This window comes from Bacillus sp. SW14 (assembly GCF_047608225.1).
Lineage (GTDB): Bacteria > Bacillota > Bacilli > Bacillales > Bacillaceae > Bacillus > Bacillus subtilis_G.
Map to the genome: position 1 here is coordinate 2063655 of NZ_JBLKRW010000001.1, position 15663 is coordinate 2079317.

Here is a 15663-nt window from a genome sequence, read left to right on the forward strand (position 1 = left end):
ATGAAAATTTTCAAAAAACTTATAGACAAACACAAAAAATATGTATATGATAGAATTAACGAAATGACACTTTTTGCTACAATTGGTTTGTTAGGAGTAGGGCTCGTATATAGCGCTAAAAACTTGTATACACATCAAGATAGTCAAGTCTTAATAAAAGAGTCATTTTATTTAAATAAAAAAGAGGTGAGGCAAAAACTTATTCATGAAATGGACGTTCCAAGAATCCTTCCCAGGCTAAAGAGTGAGGAAGAAAAGCAGGCTGAAAGTAGAAAAAAGTATCTTAATGCGATGATTACATATCTAACAGAAGAAAATAAAAAAGCAGCAAAACATACAAAAACAAAAAAAGTGCAAAAAAACAATACGAAGAGAGATGTTGATAAAGCAGTTTCAAAAAGTACAAATGCAAAGGCAATGAAGAGTCATGAAGTTGTTGCTACTGCTTATACAGCGTTTTGCTCTACAGGGTGCACAGGGAAAACAAGAACCGGCTACGATGTATCAAACACATCCTATTACAATGGAAAAAGAATAATTGCTGTTGATCCAGAAGTAATTCCTTTGTATTCATTAGTGCAAGTTTCATATGAAGGAAATAGCTTTCAAGCATATGCAATAGATACAGGAGGGGACATTAAAAACAATCGTATTGATATTCTGATGGATAGCGAAAAAGAAGCAAACGCATTTGGTCGTAAAACTGTCAGAGTCAGCTGGTAAATCGATCCAAATGACTGAAAGGTATAAACATTTCAACAATTCGTTCGATGCAATACATAACATGAAATATATCCCAAGGAAAACTATTACATAGAGAGAGTGAAGAGAATGTTCATTTTAGATAAAGAGGCTAAGGTCAAATCAACTGGGGAGTGCGGGGTTATTGAAGCGATCTATCCCGAAACAAAGACAGTGGAACTTTGTTATTATGATGGAACTTATGATGAAAGGAGTTTTGATGATGTTGTTATGGCAACAAGTAGTTAAAATTTCAAGACAAAATTAAAAAATAGGGTGAGATAATTGAAGTGTATTCAAATTGAAATGTCATTTACAGACGAATATGGACAGGTAACCAAATTAAATAAGACTTATAAACCGTCGATTATTGAAGAACATAAAGGGGAAATCCCTGGATTGTTGTTAGATGATTTTAAGAGGTTCTTGTCGTCCCTTGGGTTTAATGAAAAACAGGTTTCTAGAATAGTAATAGAAGATTAAGAGGTTTTTTATTGAGGGGAGGTGGTATTAAATTGCCTAAATACTGGAGTTATCCTGTTGGGCTAGCTGTAGAAATTAACAATAATGCACGATATGGATGCCCACATCATGTGGGGAGAAAAGGAAAGATTATCGAGCATTTACATTCAGCTACATATGACTATGCAGTTAGTGATGAAACAGGTGACATTACTTACTTTAAAGAACATGAATTAACACCACTAAAGGGAGGTTTAACTTATGTTTAAAAAAGGTCAAAAGGTAATTGTTGATTTTACAGACGAGATTGGAGCTGTTGCGAAAGTTGATTATCGATACAACCAGGTAGAAGTAAAGTATCCTGATGGCACTTACCAGGTTGTTGGATTTCATAAAATAAGAAAGGTGGAGGATTAATGGCATTAATTATCTTGGAGGGGCCTGATTGCTGCTTTAAATCAACAGTTGCAGCAAAGCTAAGCAAAGAACTGAAGTATCCAATTATCAAAGGTTCAAGCTTTGAGTTGGCCACAAGTGGAAATGAGAAATTATTTGAACACTTCAACAAATTAGCTGATGAAGACAATGTGATTATCGACCGGTTTGTTTATTCTAACTTGGTTTATGCAAAGAATTTCAAAGATTATTCGATCCTTACAGAGCACCAGCTTAGATTTATTGAGGATAAAATTAAAGTGAAAGCTAAGGTTGTATACTTACATGCTGATCAAAACATTATTAAGGAACGGTTAAGCGTTCGGGGAGATGAGTATATAGAAGGAAAAGACATCGATTCAATTTTGGAGTTATACAGAGAAGTTATGAGCAGTGCTGGATTACATACATATTCATGGGATACTGAACAATGGGGCAGCGATGAGATTGTAGAGGATTTGATTCAATTATTTGAGTAAAACAAAAAAGGAAGGAGTGAACTAACACTCCCTAGTAAACTAACGTGCTTCGACAGTAATTTTATAAATAACATAATTGTCATTAATGTCATATGCGTAAACTACTGCTGTGCCTAGTGATGAATAAGAAGATACAATACCACTTGAACTAATGCTAATTAGGTTGCTGCCAGATACTATTTCCCAACGTGTATAACCTTTTAACAGGGAGACATTAGAATTCCTTAGCATATGGTAGTCAACTGTAGCTATAGGATCCCCTTGTTGTACAACTTGGTTAGATTTAATAGGTTCAAGAGCAGAAGCTTGTGATGTGAATGCAGGGAGAGCTAGTGTTGTAAGGGATAAAGCAGAAACAATCAATCCTTTGTAAAATTTTTTCATAAGAATTACCCCCTAGGTTTTGATTGTGATTACAACTCTAGTCTAGCATGTTAAATATTTGAAATGTGTGAAGTGTTTGTGAAACTGATTATTTATCAGAAAGGGTGGAGAAGGGTTGCTTAAATTAAAATTTAGAAATCAAACACTGGAATTGCGTAGAAAAATGTCCTTACAATTACACCGTTTATTAGAAGACATGGCAGCTTGGTCATTTAATGAAAATGAAGCTCAAAAATATATTGATGAATATGAATTAGAGTTAGTTGAGAAGAGTGTAGACAATAAATTCAAGCTTCAAATAGTAGATAAGAATAAAAATATTTGGGGCGAATTAAAACCCAAAGAGCCAGGGTACATTGGATATTTTGTACAGACTGAATAAATGATCAATTTTATTTAGAGTAAAAATAAAATATATGGAGTTGTTATATTGTTGGTTTCTGGCTGGAAATTTGATCAAGACGTGACAAAAACCTTTGACTCACATGTAAGAGAACATGTTCCTTTATATGATGAAATACATAAGCTCATATCCTCAACAAGTCAGTGGTTTATTGAAGATTATACAAATGTTTATGACATCGGTACTTCAACGGGCGAGTTTTTAAAAAATATAGAAAGGTCATCTCCAAATAAGCTGTTCAACTTAATTGGCATTGACAGTTCTAAAGAGATGGTTGAACAAGCTAAAGTCAATATGGATAAGAATAATATTGATGCCAACATAATTGAAGGTGACATACTAGATGATTCATTTGAAATAAAGAATGCTAGTTTAGTAACGTCAATTTTAACAAATCAGTTTATTTCCATACATAAAAGAAACGTTCTTCTGGATAAAGTCTATCGCGGATTAAATGAAGGTTCGGCATACATAATTGTTGAGAAAATTAAAGGCAATAATCCGTTCTTCAATGAGATGTGGATTGAGCTTTATCACGAGAAAAAAATAGAAAACGGTCTGAATGAAAAACAAGTCATGGATAAATCTAGAGCAATAAGAGGTATTTTGAAGCCTTTATCTTTGAATGAAAATTTAAAAATGTTACACCAAGCTGGTTTTAAGGATACTGATGTGTTTTTTAAATGGTGCAATTTCGTTGGGATTATAGCGGTAAAATAAGGAGGAAGTTGAAATAAACAAGAGACAAAATAATGGATTAACAGTAGTGGATTTATTCTGTGGGGCTGGAGTAGGCGCAGTCGGTCTAAAACAAGCAGGTTACACTATTGTTGATGCAATTGACAATAAAAAATATGCAGTTGACACATACAATCAGAACATAGGAAATCATGCACGATTAGCAGATGTAAGAAAACTTACTGGCAGTGATATCATGGATGCCGATCTTATTGTAGGTGGTTTCCCTTGTACTCCATTTAGTGAGGCAGGGTCAGGAAGAGGAGAGTTAGATTTAAAAAATGGAGACCTTGGAGCACATTTCTATAGGCTGATCAGAGAAAAGAAACCGAAAGCTTTCATAGTTGAGAACGTAAAAGGGATGACATATAAAAAGCATGAAAAGTTCTTTGAATGGCTTATCACTAGTTTTTCTGACATTGGGTATACAGTGCAATGGAAACTGATGAATTGTTATGATTACGGAGTTCCTCAGGAAAGGGAAAGAGTATTTATAGTTGGTATAAGGAATGATGTAGAAGGAAAATTCGAGTTTCCTGAAAAAGTTCCATACTCAGAAAGAAAGACATTAAAAGATGCTATTGGAGATCTTCCCACTCCTCATAAAGACAATGGAATTAAAAATCACAATACATATTACAATGGGGGATTCTCATCAAGATACTTATCAAGAAACAGACAAAGACAATGGGATGAACCGAGTTTTACCATAGTAGCTACTGCAAGACAACTGCCTTTACATCCCAGCCCTTCAAATTACGATATTAGAAAAATTGATGATTATGATTGCGATCCACCAAGGAGATTTACAGTTAGAGAGTGCTTAAGAATACAATCTGTCCCAGACTGGTTTTATTTTGATGACAGTATAAAACTAGACAAGCAATACGAGAGATGCAGCGGTATTCCATCTCTAATTGCATATAAATTAGGAATCCAGGTAGAGAAAGCACTAAATTTCAAAAACTAAATAAAATTTGTCTTTTATACAAATGCAAAATAAGAGGAATTGAGAGGTGAAGCAGATGGATAGTTACCCAGAGTCTTTAAAAAGAGAGACAGAGGAAATTAAAGAGCGTGTTAGGAATGGAAATATCAAAGAAGACAGGATTAAAGAAATTGCAGAAACGACAGTTAAGTTTTTGAAATCAGAGGAGAAAAGACATAAATACTTTTCTGAAGTTGCTGCAGCTATGGCTGATAACTTAAGTGAGTTTTTCAAGTCGTATTTAAAAGGAGAGTGAATATGCTAACTGATCAAGAAAAAATTGACTTGGTAAACGCTCTTGATTTTGTAGTTATTGAACCACATACACAAAGCATTTACGTACATAACGATGAAAAGACCAATGGAGTATTAGCTAGGGTTTTGCACAATATTTCAGTAGATGAGTATATTGAGAGCTTTAAAAAAGGGAGTTTAATTGATATCTTTCCAGCGGCAATGCAAGAAGCCGGTGCGGAAGGATTTAAAGATGGTCAGTTTGTGATTATGCCAAAGAAATTTTATGTTGATCAATGTTATGTGATGAGTAAGGAAATCGAGCGGTTAACTAACCTAATCGATCTACACAATATTAAACCAAATACATATCGAGGCTTGATTCATTGAATTGTTTCAAGAAAAAACGAAAGGATAAAGGGATGTTTATTGAAAAAGTATTATGTAAGGTGTAAAGACAGCAAAGGTGAGAATGCGTCTCTAGTTATTGAGGCGCTATCACCTGAACAAGCAAAAGAACAAGCATATGAAGTACATAAGGTAAGGAATATTTATAATGTAAGTCTGGGAGAAGGAACGTCAAGGAATTATCTTGAGCGAAAATATTCTCCATACATAAAAAATGACAATGGAAAAGCCATAACCATATTTTCATAAGGAGAGGGTATCATTAAGGATATTGTTAGAGATCTTGTAATTGATGATATTGATGCTGCTGAAGGAGTATTGGATAAGCTTTATATTTACTTAGAAAACACTTTAAGGCCTGAAGAAAAGCGTGTTTGGGAGCGGTGTGATAAAGATATAATGTCTGTTTTTGCAAAGCTAAAAAACATTAAAGAAATTATTTAAAAACCAATAGACAAATACAAAGAATATGTATATAATAAACTTAAATTAAGACAAAGGAGAGTGTTAATGAATCATATATGTGACATCTGTAAAGAGTACATAAGCGGAAAAACAATTTGTCTTAGAATCAGTGATGAAAAAACTTATGAAAACTTAAACTGTTGTGAACGTTGTGCAAAGAGTTATTCCGAGAGAGTGAAGAATGAATGCAGCAATTTAAGTGTAAAAAAGACATTAGATTATTTAGGACTGAACAACAAATACAAAAATAGAGGATAAAATATTCCTTTTATCGAGAATGGAGAGATGATGAGTGAATCAAGAAAAATGGGTAATCGTAGTTAGACGTGATGGAGATCAAAACAATGGAAAAGTATATAACAATTTTGTTACTGGAGAAGATTTGATTTTCACAAACCTGGAAGAAGCAGAAAAATTCGCAATGAGAATTGAAACAGAAGGTAGAGGGTTATGGACATTGGTTGAACCGTACAGTAAGCATGTATTAACTGAAAAAGCTTTTGATAACAATTTTGTCGCTACAATGAAAGCTAATCGTGAATCTACTCATGAATAAGTGAGTAAAGAGAGGGAGGTATTTTAATGACAAATACATGGTTCATCAGTGATCCGCACTTTGGCCATAAGAATATCATCAAATATGAAGGTGATAACGACCATTTAAAGATACTGAACATATGGACAATGTGATTATTGAGAATTTCAATAAAACGGTTAGCGAAGGGGATACAGTCTTTTGGCTTGGAGATATGTTTTTCTGTAATTCAAAAAGAATTGAGTACATAGTGAGTCGGTTAAAGAAAACTAGAAACATACTTATTAGAGGAAATCATGACAAAGGAATTTCGGATACAAAGTTTAGAAGACTTGGTTTTGATCCACATAGGATGTATCTCTATGAGGATTACATCCTTACTCATGAACCAATTTCTCAGGGAAATATGAACAGATTAATTGAGGAATTTAAAGTATGCTGCAATGTACAAGGACATACACACAGTGAGGAAACTGGTCTAGAAAAGCTAAGTCATGTATGTGTAAGTGTTGAGAATACTGACTTTAAACCAGTTACGATGGATTGGATTAACAGAAAAAGGTGGGAAGGAGCAAGGAATCCTAATTGGAAATAGAAATTAATTTCCCGGGGAAGCGCAGTACACGACAAATTAAAACAAGAAGAAAACAAAGGGAGATGAAAGTATGCAAACATTAGATGCACCAATTTACGAAGTTAAACAGGAGAGCGACTGGTATAAGTCTGAGAAGAAACGAAAAGAAGATATTAATGCATTCTTTGATAAATTTGAAGAAAAGTATGGAGTCAAAGAGGGTTTTTCGTTTTATCACTCTGAGTATTTCGGAGTCTACGAAGGAACAGAAGCGTATGAAGTATTTAAAAACGACATTGTTAAAAATCCAGTAGACGGCTTCTTTGCTTTAAAAAAACGATCTAAATACTTTAAAGTAATAAAAGCTATGATTGAGCAAATTGAAGAGGTGAATCCCTTTAGATCTCATGATGAACTTGGTTTAAACAACATGACTGGTCGTCAATGGATAGGTGACAGGTGGTTCTTTGGAGTTAAAACTGAACAGCTTGTTAAAGGAGACAGTGTGGTTGCTACTGACTATAAAGATTATCTAAAAATTGTAATGGAGAATTTAGATTAACAAGTTTTGATGAAACAAATAATGAGGAGTCAAAAGGAGAAATATGAGCATTAAAAAAGGAGACAAAATTAGAATCATAAAGGAAGCACAAGGTCATTGGGGGCACATTATATATCCGGTTGGAAGTGAATGGGTAGTTAAAGAGGTGATTGCGCTAGAAACTGGAACGGTTTTTTGCAAAGGAAATGATTATGGAATATCACAAACATATTATGAAGTAATCTAAATAAAATTCAATTTTTATATAGAAACGAGGAATAAACATGAAGCTCAAAAAAGCAGACTGGGTTATAGTTCGAGAAGCGGAAGAACAAGGCTTAATGGTCGGTATGACGGGTCTGATTGAGAGAAAGCGAACCAATTTAAACAATGAATTAAGTGATTATTTTAGAAAGCGACTTCCCGACTATACTGGCAGCTTTGATGAAATTGAAGGGGAAGAAATCCTATATTCAATTAACGAATACTTAACAGAAAACGATATTGATATGTACCCTTTAGACTTTCCAATTACAGATGGAACAGATGTTCATATGATTCCTATAACCGAAAATATTCAATTAAAAGTAATTGTGGCAGATGAATATCATGGCGGTGGTGACTATTCAAAATATGTTATAGCAGATTTCTTCTTGATCAATGATAAAGCAACTACGAAAGACGTTGATACACTCCTTCAATTTGTAAAGAAACATCTTTTACAAGGAGGTGAATAAGTGGGACGACATCAAGCCAAGTTTGAAGGCCAGATAATCAATAAAACATATGGATTGGATGTACTCGGTCGTTTTTCTGAAAAGGAAAAAATAGAATTCAACTGTTTCTTCGAAGGGGTTATTGATTTAGTGCCAATTGAAATTGGAGGCAAAGTATATATCCCTGGTTTAAATGAATATGTTGTTGTAATTGACCGGCAGCGGAACACAAATAATGAATGGACGTATCAGACTGATAAGATCATTAAAATAATTGAAGACAAAAAAAGCTTAGAAAAAGCCATTCAAGAGCAAACGAAACTTGAAGAAGAATGGCAGCAGCATGTCAGACAAGAGAATCAGCGTGTTGAAAAACAAAATGATGTGAGTAAAACATCGTGTTGGAAGAGATTTTGGTACTTCTTAATTAAAGGATGACGAGGGGGATTTTTCATGAATAAAATTAAGCTTAATTATAAGGTTGGAACTGCATTAAGGGAGTTAATCAAAACGATTGGGAAGGCTGAGCTTTATAAATTTGAAAATTTATTATGTCATTACAAGCACAGCAATAAGTATGAGGGAGAAACTCAAAAACAAATTTCAATATTAGTTGATTTTGTAAGAAACTCAGAGAAAAATCGAATTACATACTATAATGCTTTATCTAATGATTTTACGGTATTGGAAGAAGAGAAGGACTACAGTGGGGAACCAACTTATGATTTTTATAAAAATGAAGGGGTAGCTATTTTTATTAAAGGAAAAATGGTTTATGGAATTCATCCCGACAACCTTCATAACAATTTAAAGGCTTTGAAGAATGGAGATTTAAAAATAAAGTGGTGGCAAAACTGGCTTAGAGTAAACAGTAATTGAAAATGGGATTATCGAAACTAAGCGTGATGCTACAAAAAAATTAAACTCCATTGGCAGAACAAAGGGAAATCTAAATAAAAGTTTTATTTTATCGAAAGGATGAAAAAATGAAAATGAAGAATGAGAAGCTGTATAAAACAACTGACAACAGGTACCTTCCCAATGAACAAACATTTATAGGGGATTTTGATGATTGCGAAATGTATGAAGAGGAAGGGAGTGTATTCTTAGAGGTTGCTAATCAAGTTGATGCTGAACCTAGAGAATCTAGTACTCATAACAATGAAGTTCCCATATTCTTAGAGGTCACTAGTCGTCAAGGAGAAACAAAGATTATTAGGGCAAGTAAAAGCTTAACTGAAATTACTCCTGATTTAATAAAGATTAAATTTTCAGTTCTATGAATTTAAATAAAAGGATGATTTTAAAGAGAAAAGAGATGACAAAAGCCATCCCTATTTTTTCTTAGACTTAGCCTGTGAAAGAACTGAAGCTGCTAAGCTCTTAGCAGTTTTGCTTGAAGATTTAGACTTTAGGACTTTGGATGCCTTTGAAGCCATTTTTGGAGAAGAAACTCTCCGGCTACTTGTTTTCGCCAAGGAAATCACCACCTGTCGAGGGAAAATATGTTCTGTAATACTAAATATAGTATACTATCAAATTCAGAAAACACAATATATAGATTTGTTTTTATGGAAAATTCATATTTTGAGGCAAGGGGTACCTTATAAGGCACAAAAAAGAACAGAACGAGAAACATTAGATATATTTTAAGGAGGTGAATCTAACAAAGATAAAGCCAAAGGAAAGCCAAATAAGAATCTAGATAAAATCATAGTTTTATTCAAAATAAAAACAAATAATAAGGAGATGTAAAATGGGGGCAGCTAGACAGTTATACGTAAAGCGTAATGATCTGGTGACTATGGAAGAAGCAAAAGAAAATAAGAAGATACATATGCAAAATGGTGAGTCATTTACAGTATTTAAGGGAGAACTTATTGCAACTGACTTAGAAGGACATCAAATGGTTATCCCGCAAAGCCAAAAAGATAACTATATCCCTGTTGAATTGGAGGAATTGTCTCCATATGAGGCTCAAATGGCCAAAGGTTATGCTGAGATGGGAGCTATTAATAGTGAAATAGCTGAAGCATATTACCATGTTGAAAATGAAGCTGAATGTACAACTACAAGATTAATTACAGGGGCATATAACGATTAGTGATCATTACATATGAGAGTAAAACTGGCAATGTAAGAAGGTTTGTAAAAGCGTTGCAACACAAGTTAGATATTGAGGCAATTGAAATAACTGATGATACGATCATCAATCAAGAGTTCATACATATTACATATACGATAGGCTTTGGGGAAGTACCTGAAAGGACTTTGAATTTCATCAATAATAATAAAAATAAAATTAGAGGAGTTTCTGTTAGTGGTAACAGGGTTTGGGGTGATAACTATGGTTTAGCTGGAGACAAGCTTTCAGCTAAGTTCCACACACCATTGTTATTAAAGTTTGAACTTAGTGGAACGGAACAAGACTTACAGAAGATCATTCAGGAGGTACAACTTATTGATAAACACAATACCAAAGTGGATCAAGCTCAATAATGAGATCATGATTCAGAAAGATGGGAAGTATCAATTCGAAAAGGATAAGGAGGCCGTACATAGTTACTTTGTTGATTACATAAATCAAAACACAGTCTTTTTCCATGATCTAAAAGAGAAACTTGATTATTTAATTAATAATGATTATTACGAAGAAGAATTCTTAAGCAAATATACATTTGAGCAGATTAAATCAATATATAAGATTGCTTACAGTTACAAATTCAGATTCCCTTCTTTTATGAGTGCCTTTAAGTTCTACAATGACTACGCTTTGAAGACAAACGATAAAACAAAGATCCTGGAAAGGTATGAGGATCGTGTCTCAATTGTAGCTCTATATTGTGCTGATGGTGATTACGAGAAAGCAGTTGAGGAAGTACATACTATGATGAAACAAGAGTATCAGCCGGCAACACCTACTTTTCTTAATGCTGGACGTAAGAGAAGAGGCGAAATGGTGAGCTGCTTCTTACTTGAAGTGGATGACAGCTTGAATGCTATCTCTAGAGCCATTGATATCTCCATGCAGCTTTCTAAGTTAGGTGGAGGAGTAGCATTGAATCTAAACAAACTAAGAGCCAAAGGTGAAGCGATTAAAGACGTAAAGAATGCGACTAAGGGTGTCGTAGGTGTCATGAAGCTATTGGATACTGCTTTTAGATATGCAGATCAGATGGGACAAAGGCAAGGGTCAGGAGCGGCTTATCTAAGTGTATTCCATCCAGACATTATTGATTTTCTCGATTAATTGGTAGTCGCCTGTTATAGCAATATGGCAGTGAAAACTTTGTGAACGCAAGCAAAAGCGGTGTCCTGGATCAGGGCTAACGGGGGAACCTCAGCACACAATGGTGGTGGCAATCCCGTGCCAAGCCGAGCACGAAAGGAGGTGAAACATTGAAGGCTGTATACAAAATAAGAAATATTAAAAACGGCAAGTTCTACATAGGAAGTAGCGCAAATTTTAGAAAAAGGAAGACAGAGCATTTAAGATTACTAAAGTCTGGTTCACACCACAATAAGCCATTACAAGAAGACTTTGATACATATGGAGAGAATAATTTTCTGTTTGAAGTTTTATATCACTTTAACAACATAAATCGTTTTGATCTATATAAAAAAGAACAGGAATTCCTATCCAATTCTGAAAAAGAACAGTTGTACAATCTTTATGACAATGCATTTGGAATGTCTTACAAGGGAGAAAAAAATCCTATGTTTGGGAAGACTCATTCAGAGGCGGTTAGACGTAACTCATCCAAAATTAATTCAGGGAAAAATAATTATTGGTACGATAAGCCTGAACATATGGAGAAAATGCGGAGCAAGATAAAGAAGCGTTTTGATGGAAGGAAGCACACTGAGGAAACTAAGCGAAAAATGTCTTTATCTCGTAAGGGAAGAAAAAAGACAAAAGAAACTTGTCTTAAGCTTAGTCTTAACAACGGAAATAGGGTCGGGATTATTGTAGACGGAGTTTACTATCATTCTATGTCAGAAGCAGGTAGGCGACTAAATATTAGCAGAAACACAATAAATAGTCGTGTAAACAACCCAAAATTCAAAAATTATTTCAGGTGCTCGGAAGGTGTAGAGACTAATTGTAAGCCGGAGATTAGCGCCGGTTGAAGCGCAAAGCATCTTACTAAGATGAAGATATAGTCCAGCCCCCTTAGAAATAAGGGGATAGTTGACCAAAAAAATAAGTGCTGATGAAGATGTCCGAGTTAAAACACTATCCATTGGTGTAGTTGTTCCTGATAAGTTTATTGAATTGGCAAGAGAAGATAAGGACTATTACATGTTCTATCCTCATTCAGTCTACAAAGAATATGGACAGTATCTTGATGAGATGGACATCAATAAAATGTATGATGAGCTTGTCGAAAACCCTAGAGTTAGAAAAGCTAAAGGGAATACTCGGAAGCTGTTAGAGCAATTGGCCATTTTAAGAAGCGAATCAGGCTATCCGTACATTATGTTCGCTGACAATGTAAATAAAGTTCATCCAAATGAACATATTTCAAAAGTGAAATTTTCGAATTTGTGTTCTGAAGTCCTCCAATCATCCCAAGTATCAGTCTATACAGATTACGATCAAGAAGATGAAATTGGCTTAGATATCTCATGCAATCTTGGCTCAATGAACATTGTAAATGTAATGAGTAATCAATCAATTGCTTCAACAGTCAGAATAGCAATTGACTCACTGACAACTGTCACAAGGAAAACAAACATTGTAAATGCTCCAGCAGTTGCGAGAGCAAATACACTAATGAGATCAATTGGTCTAGGGCAGATGAACCTCCATGGATTTCTAGCTCAAAATAATATTGCTTATGAAAGTGAAGAAGCTAAGGATTTTGTTAATACATACTTTATGATGGTTAACTTCTACTCTCTGCAACGTTCAATGGAAATTGCACGAGAAACAGGGGAGACATACTACAAGTTTGATGGTTCGACTTATAAATCAGGTGAGTATTTCGAAAAGTACGTAACGAATGATTATAGCCTGAAATTTGAAAAAGTTAAAAAGCTGTTTGGAGATCAACATATTCCTAATATTGAAGATTGGATGAAGCTTAAAGAAGATGTGATGAAATATGGCTTATACCATTCGTATAGGCAGGCTATTGCACCTACCGGAAGTATTTCATATGTTCAATCATCCACAGCTGGTGTAATGCCTATTATGGAGAGAATAGAGGAACGTACATACGGTAACAGTAAGACGTATTATCCTATGCCGGGGCTATCGCCGCAGAATTGGTTCTTCTACAAGGAAGCGTACGACATGGATATGTTTAAGGTCGTCGATATGATCGCAACGATTCAGCAGCACGTCGACCAGGGCATTTCGTTTACGCTGTTCTTGAAAGATACGATGACGACGCGCGATCTGAACCGGATTGACTTATACGCGCATCACAAAGGAATCAAAACGTTGTATTATGCGCGAACAAAGGATACGGGGCAGGAGGGCTGTTTATCATGCGTAGTCTAAAGGTCTATAGAGACAAACGTATCACAGAAGCCGGTGAGGTCTTCCGATATCAATCTATAAGCATTGGAAACTTTCGAATGATATTTGCGTTAGGGAAAACGGTTTGGTATGAGAAGGGGAGGAAAAGACGGATTCCTATATTCTTTAAAAAGGAAAAGGAGGCGTTCTTTTTATATTGTTATTACATTGCAATAGCTATTGGGTATCCGAAATTAAAGGAGGACGAATAATTGACGAACGCAAACGCAATCCACACGGCTGCCGATTGGTCGAGTCACGAAGACGACTTTACGCAAATGTTCTATAACCAAAACGTTAAGCAATTCTGGCTTCCGGAAGAGATTTCGTTAAATGGCGACCTCTTAACGTGGAAGTACCTCGGAAAAAACGAGCAGGACACTTATATGAAGGTATTGGCTGGTTTGACGTTGTTGGATACAGAACAAGGCAACACTGGCATGCCTATCATTGCAGAACATGTAGATGGACATCAAAGAAAGGCAGTTTTAAACTTCATGGCCATGATGGAAAACGCTGTTCATGCGAAGTCTTACAGCAATATCTTTCTTACATTAGCTCCAACCGAGCAGATCAACGAAGTGTTTGAATGGGTAAAAAACAATAAGTTTCTTCAAAAGAAAGCGGGAATAATTGTTTCAATTTATAAATCAATTAAGAAAAACGATGAAATCTCTTTATTTAAAGGAATGGTTGCATCTGTGTTCCTGGAGAGTTTTCTGTTCTATTCAGGGTTTTATTATCCACTTTACTTTTACGGACAAGGAAAGCTCATGCAAAGTGGAGAAATAATCAACCTTATTATCCGTGACGAGGCGATACACGGCGTTTACATCGGATTGTTAGCTCAAGAGATATACAAGAAACAAACGCCTAAGGAGCAAAAAGAACTGTATGCATGGGCTTTAAGCTTGCTGCAGGAGCTTTATGAAAATGAATTGGAGTATACAGAAGATGTCTATGATCAGGTTGTTTTAGCTCCAGATGTAAAGAAATTCATCAGATACAACGCAAATAAAGCTTTAAACAACCTGGGATTCGATCATCTGTTCGAGGAAGAAGATGTTAACCCAATTGTTATTAATGGATTGAGCACAAAGACTAAATCCCATGACTTTTTTTCAACTAAAGGGAATGGGTACAAAAAAGCAACGGTTGAACCATTAAAGGATTCAGATTTCATTTTTACCGAGAAAGGATGTATCAATGAGATTAATTAAATTAGAGCAGCCTAATTGCAATCCATGTAAAATGGTGTCCAATTACTTAGAACAAGCAGATATTCAATTTGAGACAGTGGACGTTACACAGGAACCAGAAGTAGCAGCTAGATTTGGTGTTATGGGAGTACCGGTAACCATTTTACTGAGTGATCAAGGAGAGGAAGTAAACCGAAGCATTGGCTTTAAACCTGATGAGCTTGATGAGTTAGTGAGGGAGGTTGTTTAAAATCACAGAAGAACAAAAGTCTTTAATTAAGATTGGTGACACACTTAAATGCCTTAAAGGTGATTGGCATTTTGAAACTAATTGCAATTACATAGTGTATGGAGATAGTGCAGACAACACCGGTACACCAGTCATCTGGTGCGATGAAGTATCTCCTCATACAGTAAAGAGTTTGAATGTGGAACAGTGGGAAATCGTTCAGTAAAAATAATAAATGAGGTTAAATATGAGAGATTATAGAATGTATATTTTAGTTAACGAGGATATCAAAATCAGCAAAGGGAAGTTAGCAGGGCAGGTTGGACATGCAGTAATGAGCTATGTATATCACAAAGCGGTCAAGCCATTAAGTGAAGGAAGAGAAATTATAAGCCTAGATGAATACATGAAAGAACAAAAGAAAATTATTTTAAAATGCCCACAATGGAAACTTGAAGAGCTTGAAAGTGAAGGAGATCATGCTGTTATTAGGGATAAAGGCTATACACAGCTTCAACCTAATACTCTGACTTGTGTTAACTACGGCATTATGACACCTGAAGAGCTACCCGATTGGGTCAAGGAGCTAAAACTTTATAATTAAA

The 15663-nt window shown here is 35.0% G+C and carries 28 protein-coding genes and 3 pseudogenes; 30 read left to right on the forward strand and 1 reads right to left on the reverse strand.

The features are described 5' to 3' along the window. The first annotated feature begins 6 nt into the window (after positions 1–6). The 6 genes from ACMX2I_RS10865 (at position 7) to ACMX2I_RS10890 (ending at position 2117) form a co-directional block, all read left to right on the forward strand. The gene (locus tag ACMX2I_RS10865; RefSeq protein ID WP_414958322.1) at positions 7–723 is read left to right on the forward strand and encodes a 3D domain-containing protein; all 717 of its coding nucleotides are present in this window, start codon (positions 7–9) and stop codon (positions 721–723) included. Between the two features lie 108 nt (positions 724–831). After that, complete coding sequence (locus tag ACMX2I_RS10870) at positions 832–990, forward strand: hypothetical protein (protein WP_041352033.1); 159 nt, start codon at positions 832–834, stop codon at positions 988–990. Between the two features lie 36 nt (positions 991–1026). Further along, positions 1027–1224, forward strand: a complete 198-nt coding sequence (locus ACMX2I_RS10875) for a hypothetical protein (protein WP_160243793.1) — start codon at positions 1027–1029, stop codon at positions 1222–1224. Positions 1225–1256: 32 nt separating this feature from the next. After that, positions 1257–1472, forward strand: a complete 216-nt coding sequence (locus tag ACMX2I_RS10880; protein WP_019712328.1) for a YorP family protein — start codon at positions 1257–1259, stop codon at positions 1470–1472. Further along, on the forward strand, positions 1465–1620 hold the full coding sequence (locus ACMX2I_RS10885) for a hypothetical protein (RefSeq protein WP_010331040.1): 156 nt from the start codon (positions 1465–1467) through the stop codon (positions 1618–1620). Before ACMX2I_RS10880 ends, ACMX2I_RS10885 begins: the two co-directional genes overlap by 8 nt. Continuing rightward, a complete protein-coding gene (locus ACMX2I_RS10890) occupies positions 1620–2117 on the forward strand; it encodes a hypothetical protein (protein ID WP_326145023.1) in 498 nt (165 codons plus the stop codon). Before ACMX2I_RS10885 ends, ACMX2I_RS10890 begins: the two co-directional genes overlap by 1 nt. Before the next feature lie 39 nt (positions 2118–2156). On the opposite strand, the gene ACMX2I_RS10895 is transcribed toward ACMX2I_RS10890, so the two are convergent. Continuing rightward, a complete protein-coding gene (locus ACMX2I_RS10895; protein ID WP_414956932.1) occupies positions 2157–2501 on the reverse strand; it encodes a hypothetical protein in 345 nt (114 codons plus the stop codon). A gap of 115 nt (positions 2502–2616) precedes the next feature. On the opposite strand from ACMX2I_RS10895, the gene ACMX2I_RS10900 reads away from it, so the two are divergent. The 24 genes and pseudogenes from ACMX2I_RS10900 (at position 2617) to ACMX2I_RS11015 (ending at position 15662) form a co-directional block, all read left to right on the forward strand. Beyond that, a complete protein-coding gene (locus ACMX2I_RS10900; protein WP_414956933.1) occupies positions 2617–2883 on the forward strand; it encodes a hypothetical protein in 267 nt (88 codons plus the stop codon). Positions 2884–2913: 30 nt separating this feature from the next. Next, complete coding sequence (locus ACMX2I_RS10905) at positions 2914–3624, forward strand: methyltransferase domain-containing protein (RefSeq protein ID WP_414958323.1); 711 nt, start codon at positions 2914–2916, stop codon at positions 3622–3624. A 46-nt stretch (positions 3625–3670) separates the two neighbouring features. Next, positions 3671–4612, forward strand: a complete 942-nt coding sequence (locus tag ACMX2I_RS10910) for a DNA cytosine methyltransferase (protein ID WP_414956934.1) — start codon at positions 3671–3673, stop codon at positions 4610–4612. A gap of 55 nt (positions 4613–4667) precedes the next feature. Then, on the forward strand, positions 4668–4886 hold the full coding sequence (locus ACMX2I_RS10915; RefSeq protein WP_414958324.1) for a hypothetical protein: 219 nt from the start codon (positions 4668–4670) through the stop codon (positions 4884–4886). 2 nt (positions 4887–4888) lie between these two features. After that, complete coding sequence (locus ACMX2I_RS10920; protein ID WP_414956936.1) at positions 4889–5254, forward strand: hypothetical protein; 366 nt, start codon at positions 4889–4891, stop codon at positions 5252–5254. Positions 5255–5293: 39 nt separating this feature from the next. Next, positions 5294–5521 carry a hypothetical protein gene (locus tag ACMX2I_RS10925; protein ID WP_414956937.1) on the forward strand — a complete coding sequence of 76 codons (228 nt, stop codon included), beginning with the start codon at positions 5294–5296 and terminating at the stop codon, positions 5519–5521. A gap of 12 nt (positions 5522–5533) precedes the next feature. Further along, the gene (locus ACMX2I_RS10930; RefSeq protein WP_106021389.1) at positions 5534–5716 is read left to right on the forward strand and encodes a hypothetical protein; all 183 of its coding nucleotides are present in this window, start codon (positions 5534–5536) and stop codon (positions 5714–5716) included. A 66-nt stretch (positions 5717–5782) separates the two neighbouring features. Beyond that, complete coding sequence (locus ACMX2I_RS10935; protein ID WP_414956938.1) at positions 5783–5995, forward strand: hypothetical protein; 213 nt, start codon at positions 5783–5785, stop codon at positions 5993–5995. 34 nt (positions 5996–6029) lie between these two features. Continuing rightward, positions 6030–6293, forward strand: coding sequence for a hypothetical protein (locus ACMX2I_RS10940; protein WP_032721785.1), 264 nt, complete (start codon positions 6030–6032; stop codon positions 6291–6293). A 121-nt stretch (positions 6294–6414) separates the two neighbouring features. Further along, positions 6415–6867, forward strand: a complete 453-nt coding sequence (locus ACMX2I_RS10945) for a metallophosphoesterase (RefSeq protein WP_414956939.1) — start codon at positions 6415–6417, stop codon at positions 6865–6867. 6 nt (positions 6868–6873) lie between these two features. Beyond that, positions 6874–7408: pseudogene (locus tag ACMX2I_RS10950) on the forward strand (hypothetical protein). 43 nt (positions 7409–7451) lie between these two features. Next, entirely contained in the window at positions 7452–7634 is a 183-nt protein-coding gene (locus ACMX2I_RS10955) for a hypothetical protein (protein WP_414956941.1), read from the forward strand. A gap of 37 nt (positions 7635–7671) precedes the next feature. After that, entirely contained in the window at positions 7672–8124 is a 453-nt protein-coding gene (locus ACMX2I_RS10960) for a hypothetical protein (protein ID WP_414956942.1), read from the forward strand. Positions 8125–8178: 54 nt separating this feature from the next. After that, entirely contained in the window at positions 8179–8541 is a 363-nt protein-coding gene (locus ACMX2I_RS10965) for a hypothetical protein (RefSeq protein ID WP_414958325.1), read from the forward strand. 15 nt (positions 8542–8556) lie between these two features. Beyond that, a complete protein-coding gene (locus tag ACMX2I_RS10970) occupies positions 8557–8982 on the forward strand; it encodes a hypothetical protein (RefSeq protein ID WP_414956944.1) in 426 nt (141 codons plus the stop codon). Between the two features lie 107 nt (positions 8983–9089). Continuing rightward, positions 9090–9386, forward strand: coding sequence for a hypothetical protein (locus ACMX2I_RS10975; protein WP_414956945.1), 297 nt, complete (start codon positions 9090–9092; stop codon positions 9384–9386). Positions 9387–9859: 473 nt separating this feature from the next. Beyond that, complete coding sequence (locus ACMX2I_RS10980) at positions 9860–10207, forward strand: hypothetical protein (protein ID WP_305090386.1); 348 nt, start codon at positions 9860–9862, stop codon at positions 10205–10207. Next, complete coding sequence (gene nrdI, locus ACMX2I_RS10985; RefSeq protein WP_414956946.1) at positions 10207–10602, forward strand: class Ib ribonucleoside-diphosphate reductase assembly flavoprotein NrdI; 396 nt, start codon at positions 10207–10209, stop codon at positions 10600–10602. Before ACMX2I_RS10980 ends, nrdI begins: the two co-directional genes overlap by 1 nt. Next, positions 10565–11350: pseudogene (locus ACMX2I_RS10990) on the forward strand (ribonucleotide reductase N-terminal alpha domain-containing protein); the annotation flags it as partial. The gene nrdI and the pseudogene ACMX2I_RS10990, both read left to right, overlap by 38 nt. Positions 11351–11502: 152 nt before the next feature. Then, entirely contained in the window at positions 11503–12234 is a 732-nt protein-coding gene (locus ACMX2I_RS10995) for an NUMOD3 domain-containing DNA-binding protein (RefSeq protein WP_414956947.1), read from the forward strand. Between the two features lie 64 nt (positions 12235–12298). Continuing rightward, positions 12299–13612: pseudogene (locus ACMX2I_RS11000) on the forward strand (ribonucleoside-diphosphate reductase subunit alpha); the annotation flags it as partial. Between the two features lie 248 nt (positions 13613–13860). Continuing rightward, a complete protein-coding gene (gene nrdF / locus ACMX2I_RS11005) occupies positions 13861–14850 on the forward strand; it encodes a class 1b ribonucleoside-diphosphate reductase subunit beta (RefSeq protein ID WP_414958326.1) in 990 nt (329 codons plus the stop codon). Next, positions 14837–15079, forward strand: coding sequence for a thioredoxin family protein (locus ACMX2I_RS11010; protein ID WP_144460203.1), 243 nt, complete (start codon positions 14837–14839; stop codon positions 15077–15079). The genes nrdF and ACMX2I_RS11010 overlap by 14 nt, the downstream gene beginning before the upstream one ends. Positions 15080–15305: 226 nt before the next feature. Then, entirely contained in the window at positions 15306–15662 is a 357-nt protein-coding gene (locus ACMX2I_RS11015) for an aminoacyl-tRNA hydrolase (RefSeq protein ID WP_414956948.1), read from the forward strand. Position 15663 lies beyond the last annotated feature (1 nt).

Excerpts from the sequence above, each read along its gene's own strand:
- ACMX2I_RS10870 (WP_041352033.1), top strand. The coding sequence starts at position 832 with ATGTTCATTTTAGATAAAGAGGCTAAGGTCAAATCAACTGGGGAGTGC.
- ACMX2I_RS10970 (WP_414956944.1), top strand. The coding sequence starts at position 8,557 with ATGAATAAAATTAAGCTTAATTATAAGGTTGGAACTGCATTAAGGGAG.
- ACMX2I_RS10885 (WP_010331040.1), top strand. The coding sequence starts at position 1,465 with ATGTTTAAAAAAGGTCAAAAGGTAATTGTTGATTTTACAGACGAGATT.
- ACMX2I_RS11015 (WP_414956948.1), top strand. The coding sequence starts at position 15,306 with ATGAGAGATTATAGAATGTATATTTTAGTTAACGAGGATATCAAAATC.
- ACMX2I_RS10935 (WP_414956938.1), top strand. The coding sequence starts at position 5,783 with ATGAATCATATATGTGACATCTGTAAAGAGTACATAAGCGGAAAAACA.
- ACMX2I_RS10975 (WP_414956945.1), top strand. The coding sequence starts at position 9,090 with ATGAAAATGAAGAATGAGAAGCTGTATAAAACAACTGACAACAGGTAC.
- ACMX2I_RS10955 (WP_414956941.1), top strand. The coding sequence starts at position 7,452 with ATGAGCATTAAAAAAGGAGACAAAATTAGAATCATAAAGGAAGCACAA.
- ACMX2I_RS10890 (WP_326145023.1), top strand. The coding sequence starts at position 1,620 with ATGGCATTAATTATCTTGGAGGGGCCTGATTGCTGCTTTAAATCAACA.
- ACMX2I_RS10980 (WP_305090386.1), top strand. The coding sequence starts at position 9,860 with ATGGGGGCAGCTAGACAGTTATACGTAAAGCGTAATGATCTGGTGACT.
- ACMX2I_RS10945 (WP_414956939.1), top strand. The coding sequence starts at position 6,415 with ATGGACAATGTGATTATTGAGAATTTCAATAAAACGGTTAGCGAAGGG.
- ACMX2I_RS11010 (WP_144460203.1), top strand. The coding sequence starts at position 14,837 with ATGAGATTAATTAAATTAGAGCAGCCTAATTGCAATCCATGTAAAATG.
- ACMX2I_RS10960 (WP_414956942.1), top strand. The coding sequence starts at position 7,672 with ATGAAGCTCAAAAAAGCAGACTGGGTTATAGTTCGAGAAGCGGAAGAA.
- ACMX2I_RS10915 (WP_414958324.1), top strand. The coding sequence starts at position 4,668 with ATGGATAGTTACCCAGAGTCTTTAAAAAGAGAGACAGAGGAAATTAAA.
- ACMX2I_RS10895 (WP_414956932.1), bottom strand. The coding sequence starts at position 2,501 with ATGAAAAAATTTTACAAAGGATTGATTGTTTCTGCTTTATCCCTTACA.
- ACMX2I_RS10920 (WP_414956936.1), top strand. The coding sequence starts at position 4,889 with ATGCTAACTGATCAAGAAAAAATTGACTTGGTAAACGCTCTTGATTTT.